Origin of the sequence: Dyella sedimenti (genome assembly GCF_022760995.1) — a bacterium.
Lineage (GTDB): Bacteria > Pseudomonadota > Gammaproteobacteria > Xanthomonadales > Rhodanobacteraceae > Dyella > Dyella sedimenti.
Window position 1 is genome coordinate 180513 of record NZ_JAKWJO010000009.1, and the last position, 13705, is coordinate 194217.

Here is a 13705-nt window from a genome sequence, read left to right on the forward strand (position 1 = left end):
GGCACCCATCCACCCTGATGCCTTATGCGTATCCTGCTGGTCGAAGATGATTCCCTGGTCTCCGATGCCATCACGCGGGGACTGGTTGACGGTGGCTACGTGGTCGATGCGGTGGGCAATGCCGAGGCGGTCAACTCCCGCCTGGCCGAGATCCACTACGACCTGGCCATCATCGACCTCGGCCTGCCCGGCGAGGATGGCCTGAGCCTGGTGCGCCGGCTGCGGCGCGGCGGCAACCCGCTGCCCCTGTTGATCGTGACCGCGCGCGACGGGCTGGATGACCGCATCAACGCGCTGGACCTCGGCGCGGACGACTACCTGGTCAAGCCGTTCGCCCTGCCCGAGCTGGCCGCGCGCTGCCGCGCGCTGATCCGCCGCGCCACCGCCGCCGCCGCCAACGAGATCGTGGTCGGCCGCCTGCGCATCGACCTGGCCGGCCGGCGCGCGATGAACGCCGCCGGCGAAGTGCTGGAACTGACCCGGCGCGAATGGTCCATCCTGGAATGCCTCGCCCACCACAGCGGGCGGGTGGTGAGCAAGGAACGGCTGACCCAGGCCATCACCGGCTGGAGCGAGGACATCTCCGGCAACGCCATCGAGGTGCATGTCTCGCGCCTGCGCGGCAAGCTGGGCGGCGCGGCCACCGTGCGCGGCATCCGCGGGCTCGGCTACCGCCTCGAAGATGGCTAGGAACACGCGTCCCGTCAGTGTCCACGGTCGGTTGCTGAGCTACCTGCTGTTGCCGCTGTTCCTGCTGCTGGTGGCGGGCGTGGCGGTGGACCACCACGTCATCGTCAGCCCCATCCACAGCGCCTTCGACCATTCGCTGTCGCGCTCGGCGCTGGCCATCGTGGCACGGGTGCGCCCCGGCACCGACGGCCATCCCGTGGTGGCGCTGCCGCAAAACCCGCCGATGCCGCTGCGCGCGATGAACGGCGAGCGTTTCTTCTATCGCGTGAGCCGGCCCGGCGGCGAGACCGTGGCGGGCATTCCCGACCTGCCGCTGGCGCCCGACAGCGGCTCGGCCGACGGCTTCAGCTACGCCAACATCACCTACCACGACGAGGCGTACCGGCTGGCCAGCTACCGCACCAGCGAAACCGGCACGCCGCTGATCATCACCGTGGCCGAGACGCCGCTGCGCCGTGACCGCGCCGTGCATCGCCTGGACGTCGCCTTCCTCATCAACGACACCGTGCAGATGGCCGCAGTGCTGATCATCGCTCTGCTCGGCATCCGCATCGCGCTGCGCCCGCTGCAGCGCCTGGGCGGGCAGATCGCCGGCCGTCCGCCCGAAGCGCTGGCCCCGCTGTCCACCCGCGAGGTGCCCACCGAGGTGCTGCCGGTGGTGGAATCGCTCAATACCCTGCTGCTCCGCGTCCGCGACTCGGTGCTGTCGCAGCAGCACTTCCTGGCCAATGCCGCCCACCAGCTGCGCACGCCGCTGACCGGGCTGAAGGCCCAGTTGGAAGTGCTCACTCACGAGACCGCCGGCACGCCAGTGCAGGAACGCATCGCCCTGCTGCAAGGCGGCGTGGACCGGCTGGCCCATACCGCCAACCAGTTGCTCACCCTGGCGCGCTCCGAACCTTCCGCGCACCGCGCCAGCCACTTCACGCCCATCGAGCTGCCCCACCTCGTCGGCGAGATGATCGATGCCTCGCTGGACCGCGCGATCGCCTGCGGCATCGACCTGGGCGCCGACAGCCGGCCCGCGCAGGTCACCGGCGTGTACTGGCTGCTGCACGAACTGCTGGGCAACCTGATCGACAATGCCATCCGCCATACGCCCGCCGGCGGCACCATCACCGTGCGCTGCGGCATCGAGGCAGGCCAGCCCTTCCTGGAGGTGGACGACAGCGGCAGCGGCATCCCGCCCGGCGAGCGCGAACGGGTGCGCGAACGCTTCTACCGGGGCCACGGCGGCGAGGGCGATGGCTGCGGCCTGGGCCTGTCCATCGTCGACGAGGTGGCCCGCGTCCACGGCGCCCGGCTGAGCATCCACGACGGCAGCGTCGGCATGGGCACGCGCATGCGCATCGACTTCCCGGCCGGCTGACACGGCCGCGTCATCGCCCGGCACTTTGAATTTGAACCTGGCACCCCCAAAGTGGGGGCAGCCTTTGCAAGGAGCTTCTCCGTGTCCATACCCAGTGCCGTCAAGAGCACGCCCATCGGCAGCCGCCAGCAGCTCACCGATTACCTAGCGGCCGGGGAAAAGCCGCGTGACGCCTGGCGCATCGGCACCGAGCACGAGAAGTTCGGCTTTCTTACCGACACCCTGCGCCCGCCCGCCTTCGAGGGCGAGCGCGGCATCCGCGTGCTGCTGGAGCGCCTCGCCGCCCGCTACGGCTGGGAGATCGCCCGCGAGGGGGACAACCCGGTGGCGCTGTCGCGCGACATGGCCTCCATTACGCTGGAACCCGCCGGCCAGCTGGAGCTGTCCGGCGCGCCGCTGGAAACCATCCACCAGACCTGCAGCGAGGTCAACGCGCACCTCGCCGAGGTGCGCTCCATCGCCGACGACCTGGGCATCGGCTTCCTCGGCATGGGCTTCCAGCCCAAGTGGCGCCGCGAGGAGATGCCATGGATGCCCAAGGGCCGCTACAAGATCATGCGCGAGTACATGCCCAAGGTCGGCAACCTGGGCCTGGACATGATGACGCGCACCTGCACCGTGCAGGTGAACCTGGACTTCGACAGCGAGGCGGACATGGTGCGCAAGTTCCGCACCAGCCTGGCGCTGCAGCCCATCGCCACGGCCCTGTTCGCCGACTCGCCGTTCACCGATGGACGTCCAAACGGCTATCTTTCCTACCGCTCGCACGTCTGGGAGGACACCGATCCCGACCGCACCGGCATGCTGGACTTCGTGTTCGAGGACGGCTTCGGCTACGAGCGCTACGTCGACTACATGCTTGGCGTGCCAATGTATTTCAGCTACCAGAACGGCACCTACGTCGATCTCTCGGGCCAGGACTTCAAGCGCTTCATGGCCGGCGAACTGCCCGCCCTGCCTGGCGTGCGCGCCACCCTGAAGGATTGGGCCGACCACCTCACCACCGCCTTTCCCGAGGTGCGCCTCAAGCAGTACCTGGAAATGCGCGGCGCCGACGGCGGCCCGTGGAACCGGCTGTGCGCGCTGCCCGCGCTATGGGTGGGCCTGCTGTACGACGACGATGCGCTGGCCGCGGCCTGGGACCTGGTCAAGGACTTCACCCGCGCCGAGCGCCAGGCGCTGCGCGACGGCGTGCCGTGCCAGGCGCTGAAGCTGCCGTTCCGCCACCACACCGTGCGCGAGCTGGCCAACGAGACGCTGAAGATCGCCACCCACGGACTCAAGCGCCGCGCCCGCCTCAACCGCAACGGCGCCGACGAGAGTGTATTCCTCGAACCGCTGATCGAGATCGTCGAGGCCAACCAGACGCCCGCCGAGCGCAAGCTGGAGCTGTTCAATGGCCCATGGCGGGGCAGCGTCGATCCGGTGTTCCACGAGTTCGCCTACTGAGCGCAGTTCCCCTTCCAGCCTCCCCCTGTCCACAGGGGGAGGCGCCAAGGCATGCACGCTTTGGCTCCCTCCGCCGCGGTCGCAGGGGTAGTTTGTGCTCGCCACCGGCGAACTTGCATGCGGGCGCAGCCATGGCGAGGCCGGTCAAAGGTGGTGAATTCCGCTTGTGCCACTCGTGATGTTGCGATGCCTCGCAACCCGCCATCACGACGCGGCCACGCGACGCTAGCCGCCTACAATCCAACCGTGAGCCTGATGGCCCTGAGCGCCTACCCGCCCAGGCGATCCAAGCGCACGCTGTCACCGTAGCGCTTCGGCGACAACCCGACGATGCGTTTGAAGGCGTGGCTGAATGCGCTTTCGGAGGCATAACCCAGCCGGTGCGCCAGCACGGCGACCGGCGTATCGCCCTGGCGCAGCGCGTGTTCGGCCAGGCGCATGCGCCAGCGGGCCAGGTAGGCCAGCGGCGCCTCGCCCGCCACCGCCTTGAACTGCTCGGCGAAGCGGGTGCGCGACATGGCCGTGGCGCGGGCAAGCTGTTCGAGCCGCCAGGCGCGGCCCGGTTCGCCGTGCATCAGGCGCAGCGCCGGGCCGATGTGCGGATCGGTGGCCGCCCGCAGCCAGCTCGCCGGCAAGGCGCCGCCGGTGGCGAGATGGGCACGCAGGACCTGGATGAACAGCAGCAGCGCCAGCTGCGTGGTGGCCATCCCGGCACCGGGCAGGCCCGCGCGCTCCTGCACCAGTTGATCCAGGATCCAGCGCAGTGCGCGAGCCTCCGGCGCGTTGCCGCGCACGTGGATAAAGGGCGGCAGCACGTCGGACAGCAACGCGCCATAGGCCGGATGCAGGCGCACGTGGCCGCCGATCTGCAGCACCTCGTCGTCGCCACCGGGCACGCCGACGTTGACGATGGCCTCGGTGCGCTGGGCGAACAGCGCCTTCGCTTCCATCGGCGCCAGCGTGAGGTCGCTGGCCAGCACGAAGCCGGCGCCGCTCGTGAGCAGCACCACATCGCCTGCTTCGAAACGGACCGGATCGTCGCCGCCATCCCGTTGCAGCCAGCAGCTGCCGCGCACGGCGGCGAAGAACTTGATCTTGTCGGGCAGCGGGAAACGGATCGACCAGCGTCCCGCCGCCAGGAAACCGCCGGACATCACCGATTGCACGTCCGCCAGCTTCAACACGTCGGAAAGAGGATCGTCGAGCATGCCCGAACGATTGCGCATGCATGGCGGACTTTCAAGTATTCATCGTCCGCCAACGGCTCCCTAGGCTAGGTCGCATTCCACAGGAGCTTCCCCATGTCCCCATTGCAGACCCCTATCCATTCCGGCTTCGGCGCCGCCTCCACCGCGATGGAGGTGCTTGCCGGCATCGACCTGTCCGGCAAGACGGCCATCGTCACCGGCGGCTACTCGGGCATCGGCACCGAAACCACCCGCGCGCTGCGCGCCAAGGGCGCGCGCGTGGTGGTGCCGGCGCGCGACACCGCCAAGGCGGAGGCGACCCTGGCCGGCATGGACGTCGAGATCGCGGCGATGGACTTGGCCGATCCGGCTTCCATCGACGCCTTCGCCGAGAGGTTCCTGGCTTCCAGCGCGCCGCTGCACCTGCTCATCAACAGCGCCGGCGTGATGGCCTGCCCGCTCGCCCGCGACGCGCGCGGCTACGAGATGCAGTTCGCCACCAACCATCTCGGCCATTTCCAGCTGGCCGCGCGCCTGTGGCCGGCGTTGCGGCGAGCCGGCGGCGCGCGCGTGGTCGCGCTCTCCTCGCTGGGCCATCGCTATGCGCCGGTGGACTTCGACGATCCGAATTTCGAGCGGCGCGACTACGACCGCTGGATCGCCTACGGCCAGTCCAAGACCGCCAATGCGCTGTTCGCGGTGGACCTGGATGCGCGTGGCAAGGCGCATGGCGTGCGCGCCTTCTCGGTGCATCCCGGACGCATCGCGACCGACCTGGCCCGTCACATGAGCACCGAGGAACTGCAGAAGATCGGTGCGCTCGATGAGCAGGGCCGTCCCATCGCCGATCTCGCGCGCGGCATGAAAAACCCCGAACAGGGCGCCGCCACCAGTGTGTGGGCGGCGACCAGCCCGCAGCTCGACGGGTTCGGCGGCGTCTATTGCGAGGACTGCGATATCGCCGTGCTGGCCGAGGATGCCGAACAGACGGCGCCGGGCAGCGCCAGCCTTTCCGCCGGCGTGCGTCCCTGGGCGGTCGATCCGGCCGCGGCCGAACGGCTGTGGACGCTGAGTGAGCAATTGACGGGCGTCGCGTTCCCCTTCGCCTAGGCGAGAACGACGACCGCGCGCCACGTCATGCCGCCATGGCGCGGGTGTCGTCCAGCAGCGCCAGGAAGGCCTGCGTCGCCTTGTCGACAGGCAGCGCATCCGAGACGCCGGCGGCGTGGGCCACCACCAGTTCCCAGCACATCTCCGGCTCGGCCAGCTCGGCGATGCCCAAGGCCGGCTGGCGCGCGCGGGCGACGGCCTCGGGCAACAGCGCGATGCCCAGGCCACGCCGCACCAGTTCCAGCAATGTTTCCAGGTCGCTGACCTCGAAGGCGATATGCCGCTCGATGCCCGCTTCCATGAAACCGCGGTCGATCAGCTTGCGCGTGCCGCGGTCGAGCTCGAAATCGACGAACGGCTGTCCCTTCAGCGCCATCATCGGCACGTCGACGCGCCCCGCCAGCGCATGGCCCGGCGCGCACACAACCACCAGCGCCTCGCAGGCGATCATGGTGGTGGCGACGTCTTCCGGCGGCTCGGACACCGGCACGAAGGCCAGGTCCAGGCGTCCGCTGCGCACCTGCGCCAGCAGGTCCGACGAGGCGCCCTGCGACAGGCGCACCTCGATGCCGGGATGGCGCGAGTGGAACTGCTCGATCAGCGCCGGCAGGTCGAGGAAGGCCGGCAGGCTCTGCATGGTGCCGATGCTCAGCGTGCCACGCCGCAATCCCTGCACGGCCGCCACCGCGTCGCGCGCGTCCTCGATGGCGGCCAGCGCCGCCTTCGCCTTGCCGAGGAATACCCTGCCGGCCGCGGTCAGCCGCACCTGCCGCGTGCTGCGCACGAACAGCGGCGCTTCCAGTTCGGCCTCCAGCTGGCGGATCGAGGTGGACAGCGCCGATTGCACGATGTTCACGCGCCTGGCCGCGCGGGTGAAATGCTGTTCCTCGGCGAGCGCGACCATGTGCTGCAATTGCCGGAGTTCCACGTCGCCACCTCCCAGGAAATATCTTCGAAACAGATCAATCGTATCAATATATTCAATTTGAACGATGGAGGACGGCTGACTACCTTTCCCCGGATACCTGCAAGGAGATTCCCCTTGGCCATCCCCGCCACCACCGCATCGATCCCCTCCGCCTTGCCCACGCGCCGCCTCGGCCGCACTGACATGCACATCACACCCGTCGGCTTCGGCGCGTGGGCCATCGGCGGCCCCGACTGGGCGGTCAGCTGGGGCGCGCAGGACGACAACGACTCCATCGCCGCGATCCGCCACGCAGTCGAGCGCGGCATCAACTGGATCGATACGGCGGCGATCTACGGCCTCGGCCATTCCGAGGAGGTCGTGCGCCGTGCCCTGGCCGGCTTGCCGCAGGACCAGCGCCCCTACGTGTTCACCAAGTGCGGGCTGGTCTGGAACGAACGCGACCGACACGCGGCGCCGCGCCAGGTCGGCGCGCCAGCCAGCCTCCGGCACGAAGTGGAGGATTCGCTGCGCCGGCTTGGCGTCGAGCGCATCGATCTCTACCAGATGCATTGGCCCGCCGAGGACGGCACGCCGCTGGAGGTGTACTGGCAGACCCTGCTGGACCTCAAGCAGGAGGGCAAGGTCCGCGCGGTCGGCCTCTCCAACCACAACGCGGCGCAGCTTGCGGACGCCGAGGCGCTGGGCCACGTCGACACGCTGCAGCCGCCGTTCTCGGCCATCCGCCGCAACACCGCCGTCGCGGAACTGCCGTGGTGCCATGCGCACGACACCGGCGTCATCGTCTACAGCCCGATGCAGGCCGGCCTGCTCAGCGGTGCGTTCAGCGCGGAACGCGCCAAGGCGCTGCCGAAGGACGACTGGCGCTCGCGCAACGCGGAATTCACCGGCGACAAGCTGGCCGCCAACCTGAAACTGGCCGACGCCTTCCGCGTGCTGGCCGAACGCCGCGGCACCAGCGCAGCGGCGGTAGCGGTCGCGTGGACGCTGGCATGGCCGGGCGTGACCGGCGCCATCGTCGGCGCGCGCAGCCCCGCGCAGGTCGATGGCTGGCTCGCCGCCGCTACGCTGGAACTCACCCGCGATGAACTAGGCTTCATCGCCGACACCATCGAACGTACCGGCGCCGGCAGCGGGCCAGCCCTGCCACCGGGCTGACATCCCACTCCCCGCCACTACCGACCGCCGAAGGGAACGCCATCATGACTCGCCGCTCGCATGCCTTGATCCGACGCTTTCCCTTCAGCTCCCGGGCCGCGCTTTGCGCGCTCGCCGCTGCGGGGCTTTCCTTCCCTGCATTCGCCCAACAGGATCTGGCGCGCTTCCACGACGCGCCAGCGTCCGTCGACCAGGCACGCAATCCCTACGCCGGCGCCGCCGATGCCGGCAAGGCATTGTTCGCGGCGCATTGCGCGAGCTGCCATGGCGCGTCCGCGCAGGGCAACGGCAACGTGCCGCCGCTGGCCAGTGCGCGGGTGAAGCAGGCTTCGGCAGGCGCGCTGTTCTGGTTCATCGGCAAGGGCGACGTCAACAACGGCATGCCCGCCTGGAACAGCCTGCCCGAACAGGAGCGCTGGGAACTGGTGAGCTACCTGCAATCGCTGGACAGCGCCTCCGCCAGCAAGAGCAATGCACCGACCGCAGTCGCCTCGACGACAGCGGGCAACTGGCCGCCACCCACCGCACCATTCACCGACTTCCGCTACGAAGCGCCGGGCACCGTCCGCAAGATCACCGTGGCCGACCTGCCCCAGCCATATGCCACGTCATCAGCGGGCAACGCGCCGCAACTGGTGGCGCGCCCAGCCGGTGCGTGGCCCAAGGCACCACCAGGCTTCAAGGTGGAACTGTTCGCCACCGGCCTGGAGAATCCCCGCCTGCTACGCACGGCGCCCAACGGCGATGTATTCGTGGCCGAGACGCGCGCCGGGCGCATCACCGTGTTCCGCGGCATCACCGCAGACGGGCATCCGAAGGAAACCCACGTATTCGCCACGGGCCTGCACCAGCCCTTCGGCATCGCCTTCTATCCGGCCGAACATCCGCAGTGGGTCTACGTGGGCGACACCGATGCGGTGCTGCGCTTCCCCTACCGGGACGGCGACCTGCAGGCCAGCGGAGCGCCCGAGCACATCGCCGACCTGCCGCACGGCGACCGCGGGCACTCCACGCGCGACGTCGCGTTCTCGCCCGACGGCAAGCGCATGTACGTGTCGGTGGGTTCCGCTTCCAACGTGGACGACCCGGATACCACGCCCGGCGAAAAGTATCGCGCCAACATCCTGGTATTCCGTCCGGACGGCTCGGACATGAAGGTCTATGCCTCCGGCATCCGCAACCCGGTCGGCCTGGCCGTCGATCCGAAGGACGGCACACTGTGGTGCTCGGTCAACGAGCGCGACGGCCTGGGCGACAACCTGGTGCCCGACTACATCACCCACGTGCAGGAGGGCGGCTTCTACGGCTGGCCGTGGTGGTACCTCGGCCCGCACCAGGACCCGCGCCATGCCGGCAAGCACCCGGAGCTGCGCGACAAGGCCATCGTGCCCGACGTGCTGCTCAATCCCCACAACGCCTCGCTGCAGCTCACCTTCTATACCGGCAGCCAGTTCCCCGAGGAATATCGCGGCGACATCTTCGCGTCGGAACACGGCTCCTGGAACCGTTCGGTACGCGTGGGCTATGAGGTGATCCGCCTGCCGCGCCACGGCACCGCACGCGCCAGCGGCGAATACCAGGACTTCCTCACCGGCTTCGTGCTGCCCAGCGGCCAGGCATGGGGCCGCCCGGTCGGTGTCACCACCGCCGGCGACGGTTCGCTGCTGGTGAGCGACGACGGCGGCAACGTCATCTGGCGGGTGAGCTACGGCAAGCCGTAGCGGCACGCCGGCCGGCCCTGGCAAAAAAGGGCGCCCCGGCCGTTTCCGGCCAGGGTGCCCGGCCGGTCAGCTGAGCTTGTAGGAATGCGCACCGGCGCCGGCGAGGTTGCCGCCGTCGACGATGAGGTATTCCGGCCGGATCGGCTGCTTGCCGTAGAAGTTCTGCAGGATTTCCAGCGTACCCGCCGCGTAGCGGGCCTGCGCGGAGAGCGACGAGCCGGAGATGTGCGGCGTCATGCCTTCGTTCGGCATGCGGCGCCAGGGATGATCCACCGGCGCCGGCTGCGGGTACCAAACGTCGCCCGCATAGCCGGCCAGTTGGCCCGATTCCAGCGCGCGCACGATGGCGTCCCGGTCCACCAGCTTGCCGCGCGCGGTGTTGATCAGGTAGGCGCCGCGCTTCATCAGCTTGAGCTTCTTCTCGTCGATGTAATGCTCGGTGGATGGGTACAGCGGCATCTGCAGGTTGAGCACGTCGACCTGCTTGATCATCGACTCGGCATCGGCATGGTAGGTGACGTTGAGTTCCTTCTCCACGTCGGCGGGCAGGCGATGCAGGTCGGTGTAGTGCAGGTGCACGTCGAACGGCTTCAGGCGTCGCAGCACGGCCAGGCCGATGCGGCCGGCGGCGATGGTGCCGAAATGCATGCCCTCCAGGTCGTAGCTGCGGCTGACGCAGTCGGCGATGTTCCAGCCGCCGTTCACGGCGTACTGGTGCGACGGCAGGTAGTTGCGCACCAGCGAGAGCACCATCATCACCACGTGCTCGGCCACGCTGATGGAGTTGGAGAAGGTGACTTCGGCCACGGTGACCTTGTGCTCGGCGGCAGCCTTGAGGTCCACGTGGTCCGAGCCGATGCCCGCGGTGATGGCCAGCTTGAGCTTCTTGGCCTTGGCGATGCGCTCGGCGGTGAGGTAGGCCGGCCAGAACGGCTGCGAGATCACCACCTCGGCGTCAGGCAGGTGGCGGTCGAACACGGAGTCGGCGCCATCCTTGTCGGAGGTGACGACCAGCTCATGACCCAGGCTCTCAAGGTAGCTGCGCAGCCCCAGCTCGCCGGACACGCAGCCCACCAGCTCGCCCGGCTTGAAGCCCAGGTCCTTCGGCGTGGGCGCGGTCTGCCCGTTCGGGTATCCGGCGATGGCGGGGATATCGTCGCGCGCGTACCTGGGCGGATAGCCCGTGACCGGATCGGGATAAAGAACGCAAAGCACTTTTGCCATGATCATTCTCCGAACGCATCGGCACGACCGGGATTGGCCGTGCGCGGTGGCGGAGTGTGGTCAGGCCCGGCCCCTGCGCCAAACCACGGCACTAACGTTCTGATAAGCGGCGCTTATGTCGCGCCCCTTTTGCTGCGCCGCTCAATCGAGCATGCCCGCGAGCGGGGCGTCCAGTTGCCCCTGCAAGTCCAGCCGCGAGGCCAACTGCCATGCTTCCTCGAGCAGGGGCGGGGCCATCTTTTGCCGCAGTCGCAGCATGCCCACGATGGCCGACTGCGCCGGCTCGATGGCATGCAGGGTGATCTCGCGTCCCAGGAAGTAGTCGGGCAACGCGCTGACCGGCATCACGCTGCACATCTCCCCGCTGCGCACCAGCGCATACAGCACGCTGATGGTGTTGGTATCGACGATCACCCGGGGCGCCACGCCTGCCTGCCGGAAGGCCTCGTCGATGATCGCGCGGTTGTGCATCTCGTGGTTGAACAGGCACAGCGGCAGGCGCGCCGCCTCGCCCCAGCTCAGGCGAGGCTTGAGCTTGCGCCCGGGATGCTCGCTGGCGACCAGCACGTAGCGTTCGGCATACAGCGGCTGCACCTCGAAGATCTGCTGCGGCACCTGGTCGAGATAGGTGACGCCCAGGTGAAGCTCCTGCCGCTTCATGCGCTGCAATATCTGGCGCGTGCTCAGCGAGTGCAGCCCCAGGCGTATTTCGGGAACGACGTGGCGGTAGGCCACCGTCAGCAGCATCGACGCCTGCAGGCCCGAGGGCACCGTGCCCACGGCGAGATGCCCGCCGGCCACCGAACGGGAAAACTCCGCTTCTTGCCGCAGTCCATCCAGCGACGCCAGCGTCTGGCGCGCCCACAGCAATACGCGCTCGCCTTCCGGCGTAAAGCCGATAAAGCGCCGGTCGCGCCGGATGATGGTGATGCCCAGTTCCTTCTCCAACTGCCGCAGGCCGGCCGACAGTGCCGGCTGCGTCACCTGGCAACTCTCCGCCGCCTGGGCGAAATGCCGGTACTGCGACAACGCAACGAGATAGGCGAGTTGGCGGACGAACAAGGCAACCTCCGTGGGCCGGCGTGCTTTCGTGTGCCTCGCCTACCGGGCGCGAGCACGCTGGAGACGCGACAGTGTGCCATGCCGCATGGACACCGGTGGTTTCGGCAACGTCACTTCAGGTAGCTGCGCAGCACCGCGAGCACCGGCGCCAGTTCCTCCTCGCTGCCTTCGAGGCCGACATGCGAACGCAGGTGGCCTTCCAGCACTTCGAGGATGAGGCCATTGACGGCGCCGCGGACAGCCGCCAGCTGCTGGAGCACCGCGCCGCATTCCGGCTCGCCGCCCAGCGCGCGCTCCAGCGAGGCGACCTGGCCACCGATCCGGCGCACGCGCGCCAATAGCTTCTTGTCGTGGACGACGTGCGACATGCCTGCATCCTCCTTATACTGGGGGGTAGTATATAGAATCAAGCCTGCCCATGTCCGCCAGCAACCTCGCCGCCTACACGCACAGTCACGTTTTCCATGACGGCAACCGCCAGGGCGAGCGCCGCACGCGCGTGGTGGTGCTCATCACCGCCGCGATGATGGTGATCGAGATCGCGGGCGGCTATGCGCTCAATTCGATGGCGCTGCTGGCCGATGGCTGGCACATGAGCTCGCACGCCGTGGCCATGGGCATGTCGCTGCTGGCCTATGTGCTGGCCCGGCGCTATGCCGGCGATCCACGCTTTGCTTTCGGCACCTGGAAGATCGAGATCCTCGGCGGCTTCGGCAGCGCCGTGCTGCTGGCCATGGTGGCGGCGCTGATGCTGTTCCAGTCGGCGGAGCGCCTTCTCTCGCCCGGGCCGATCCACTACGACGAGGCGATCCTGATCGGCGTGCTCGGGTTGGCCGTCAATGTCGCCTGCGCCTGGCTGCTGCGCGACGGGCATTCGCACGGCCACGGCCACGATCATGGGCATGGACACGGCCATGCCCACCATGACGTCAACCTGCGTTCCGCCTATGTCCACGTGATCGCCGACGCGGCGACCTCGGTGCTGGCCATCGCGGCGCTGCTGGGCGGCAAGTACCTGGGCGCCTCCTGGCTTGACCCGGTCATGGGCATCGTCGGTGCCCTGCTCGTCGCGCGCTGGGCTATCGGCTTGCTGCGTGAATCGGGACGCATCCTGCTCGATGCCGAGATGGATGCGCCCGTGGTGCAGGAGGTGCGCGACGTCGTACGCGATTGCCTGCCCGATGCCCGCATCACCGACCTCCATGTCTGGCGCGTGGGCCGGGGCGGCTATGCCTGCATTCTCGCGCTGGCCACGCCGGATGCGATCTCGCCGGAGGCCGTGAGGAGCCATCTGGCCGTCCACGAGGAACTGGTCCACGTCACCGTGGAAGTAACCCGCCTGGGTGACCAGGCCTCATTGCAAGGCTGACTCACGCCTGGGCCGTCCGCAGCGCCTGCGCGGAGGCCTTGAATACCCGGGCGGAAGAGCGCAGGAACACCACCAGCAGCGCCAGCGCGACCAGCAAGTCCGGCCAGCCTGCGCCGAACAACCAGGCCAGCAGCGCCGCAGCCAGCACCGCGATGCCCGCGCAGACGTCGTTGCGCGAGCATTCCCAGGCGGAAGCCAGGTTCACGTCGCCGTCCTGGTAGGGCGTGAGCAGCCTCAGGCAAACCAGGTTCGCGTCGAGGTTCAGCAGCGCCGCCAATCCCACGCCCCCCTGGCAAGCCCCGCCCCCAAAAGAAAGGGCCGGCATGCGCCGGCCCTTTCATGCAGCGAGACGGGAAGCCTCACTTCTTCTGCGGTGCTTCCTTCAGGCCACGGTTGAGCAGCATCGGCTCGATGCTCGGCTCCTTGCCGCGCCAGTCC

13 protein-coding genes are annotated in these 13705 nt (G+C 68.7%); 7 read left to right on the plus strand and 6 right to left on the minus strand.

Annotated features, from left to right (window positions below; all coding sequences use genetic code 11):
- Positions 1 to 24: 24 nt before the first annotated feature.
- From MJ605_RS17230 to MJ605_RS17240, 3 genes are all read left to right on the plus strand, one after another.
- On the plus strand, positions 25 to 690 hold the full coding sequence (locus MJ605_RS17230; protein ID WP_243042748.1) for a response regulator: 666 nt from the start codon (positions 25 to 27) through the stop codon (positions 688 to 690).
- Positions 683 to 2059 carry a sensor histidine kinase gene (locus MJ605_RS17235; protein ID WP_243042750.1) on the plus strand — a complete coding sequence of 459 codons (1377 nt, stop codon included), beginning with the start codon at positions 683 to 685 and terminating at the stop codon, positions 2057 to 2059. The genes MJ605_RS17230 and MJ605_RS17235 overlap by 8 nt, the downstream gene beginning before the upstream one ends.
- Positions 2060 to 2140: 81 nt before the next feature.
- On the plus strand, positions 2141 to 3508 hold the full coding sequence (locus MJ605_RS17240; protein WP_243042752.1) for a glutamate--cysteine ligase: 1368 nt from the start codon (positions 2141 to 2143) through the stop codon (positions 3506 to 3508).
- A gap of 269 nt (positions 3509 to 3777) precedes the next feature.
- On the opposite strand, the gene MJ605_RS17245 is transcribed toward MJ605_RS17240, so the two are convergent.
- On the minus strand, positions 3778 to 4734 hold the full coding sequence (locus tag MJ605_RS17245) for an AraC family transcriptional regulator (RefSeq protein WP_243042753.1): 957 nt from the start codon (positions 4732 to 4734) through the stop codon (positions 3778 to 3780).
- 75 nt (positions 4735 to 4809) lie between these two features.
- Between MJ605_RS17245 and MJ605_RS17250 the strand changes: the two genes are divergently transcribed.
- Positions 4810 to 5805, plus strand: a complete 996-nt coding sequence (locus MJ605_RS17250; protein WP_243042755.1) for an oxidoreductase — start codon at positions 4810 to 4812, stop codon at positions 5803 to 5805.
- A gap of 25 nt (positions 5806 to 5830) precedes the next feature.
- Here MJ605_RS17250 and MJ605_RS17255 read toward each other — a convergent pair whose 3' ends face one another.
- Complete coding sequence (locus MJ605_RS17255) at positions 5831 to 6733, minus strand: LysR family transcriptional regulator (protein ID WP_243042757.1); 903 nt, start codon at positions 6731 to 6733, stop codon at positions 5831 to 5833.
- A gap of 114 nt (positions 6734 to 6847) precedes the next feature.
- On the opposite strand from MJ605_RS17255, the gene MJ605_RS17260 reads away from it, so the two are divergent.
- Together MJ605_RS17260 and MJ605_RS17265 are read left to right on the plus strand one after the other, a co-directional pair.
- Positions 6848 to 7891, plus strand: coding sequence for an aldo/keto reductase (locus MJ605_RS17260; RefSeq protein WP_243042759.1), 1044 nt, complete (start codon positions 6848 to 6850; stop codon positions 7889 to 7891).
- A 44-nt stretch (positions 7892 to 7935) separates the two neighbouring features.
- Entirely contained in the window at positions 7936 to 9612 is a 1677-nt protein-coding gene (locus tag MJ605_RS17265; RefSeq protein ID WP_243042761.1) for a PQQ-dependent sugar dehydrogenase, read from the plus strand.
- Between the two features lie 66 nt (positions 9613 to 9678).
- Here the strand turns inward: MJ605_RS17265 and MJ605_RS17270 are convergent, their stop codons facing one another.
- The 3 genes from MJ605_RS17270 to MJ605_RS17280 form a co-directional block, all read right to left on the minus strand.
- Positions 9679 to 10836 carry an NAD-dependent formate dehydrogenase gene (locus tag MJ605_RS17270; protein WP_243042764.1) on the minus strand — a complete coding sequence of 386 codons (1158 nt, stop codon included), beginning with the start codon at positions 10834 to 10836 and terminating at the stop codon, positions 9679 to 9681.
- A 141-nt stretch (positions 10837 to 10977) separates the two neighbouring features.
- The gene (locus MJ605_RS17275; protein WP_243042766.1) at positions 10978 to 11898 is read right to left on the minus strand and encodes a LysR family transcriptional regulator; all 921 of its coding nucleotides are present in this window, start codon (positions 11896 to 11898) and stop codon (positions 10978 to 10980) included.
- 110 nt (positions 11899 to 12008) lie between these two features.
- Positions 12009 to 12266 (minus strand): metal/formaldehyde-sensitive transcriptional repressor, encoded by a 258-nt coding sequence (locus tag MJ605_RS17280; protein ID WP_243042771.1) that lies wholly within the window; start codon positions 12264 to 12266, stop codon positions 12009 to 12011.
- A gap of 50 nt (positions 12267 to 12316) precedes the next feature.
- Between MJ605_RS17280 and dmeF the strand changes: the two genes are divergently transcribed.
- Positions 12317 to 13267: a CDF family Co(II)/Ni(II) efflux transporter DmeF gene (dmeF, locus tag MJ605_RS17285; protein ID WP_243042773.1), complete on the plus strand. Its 951-nt coding sequence runs from the start codon at positions 12317 to 12319 to the stop codon at positions 13265 to 13267.
- 1 nt (position 13268) lies between these two features.
- Here dmeF and MJ605_RS17290 read toward each other — a convergent pair whose 3' ends face one another.
- Entirely contained in the window at positions 13269 to 13544 is a 276-nt protein-coding gene (locus MJ605_RS17290) for a cation efflux transmembrane domain-containing protein (protein WP_425601026.1), read from the minus strand.
- Positions 13545 to 13705 lie beyond the last annotated feature (161 nt).

Bases quoted from the DNA above. Each gene is read 5' to 3' on its own strand.
- MJ605_RS17230 (WP_243042748.1), top strand. From the start codon at position 25: ATGCGTATCCTGCTGGTCGAAGATGATTCCCTGGTCTCCGATGCCATC.
- MJ605_RS17235 (WP_243042750.1), top strand. From the start codon at position 683: ATGGCTAGGAACACGCGTCCCGTCAGTGTCCACGGTCGGTTGCTGAGC.
- MJ605_RS17245 (WP_243042753.1), bottom strand. From the start codon at position 4,734: ATGCGCAATCGTTCGGGCATGCTCGACGATCCTCTTTCCGACGTGTTG.
- MJ605_RS17250 (WP_243042755.1), top strand. From the start codon at position 4,810: ATGTCCCCATTGCAGACCCCTATCCATTCCGGCTTCGGCGCCGCCTCC.
- MJ605_RS17265 (WP_243042761.1), top strand. From the start codon at position 7,936: ATGACTCGCCGCTCGCATGCCTTGATCCGACGCTTTCCCTTCAGCTCC.
- MJ605_RS17270 (WP_243042764.1), bottom strand. From the start codon at position 10,836: ATGGCAAAAGTGCTTTGCGTTCTTTATCCCGATCCGGTCACGGGCTAT.
- MJ605_RS17280 (WP_243042771.1), bottom strand. From the start codon at position 12,266: ATGTCGCACGTCGTCCACGACAAGAAGCTATTGGCGCGCGTGCGCCGG.
- dmeF (WP_243042773.1), top strand. From the start codon at position 12,317: ATGTCCGCCAGCAACCTCGCCGCCTACACGCACAGTCACGTTTTCCAT.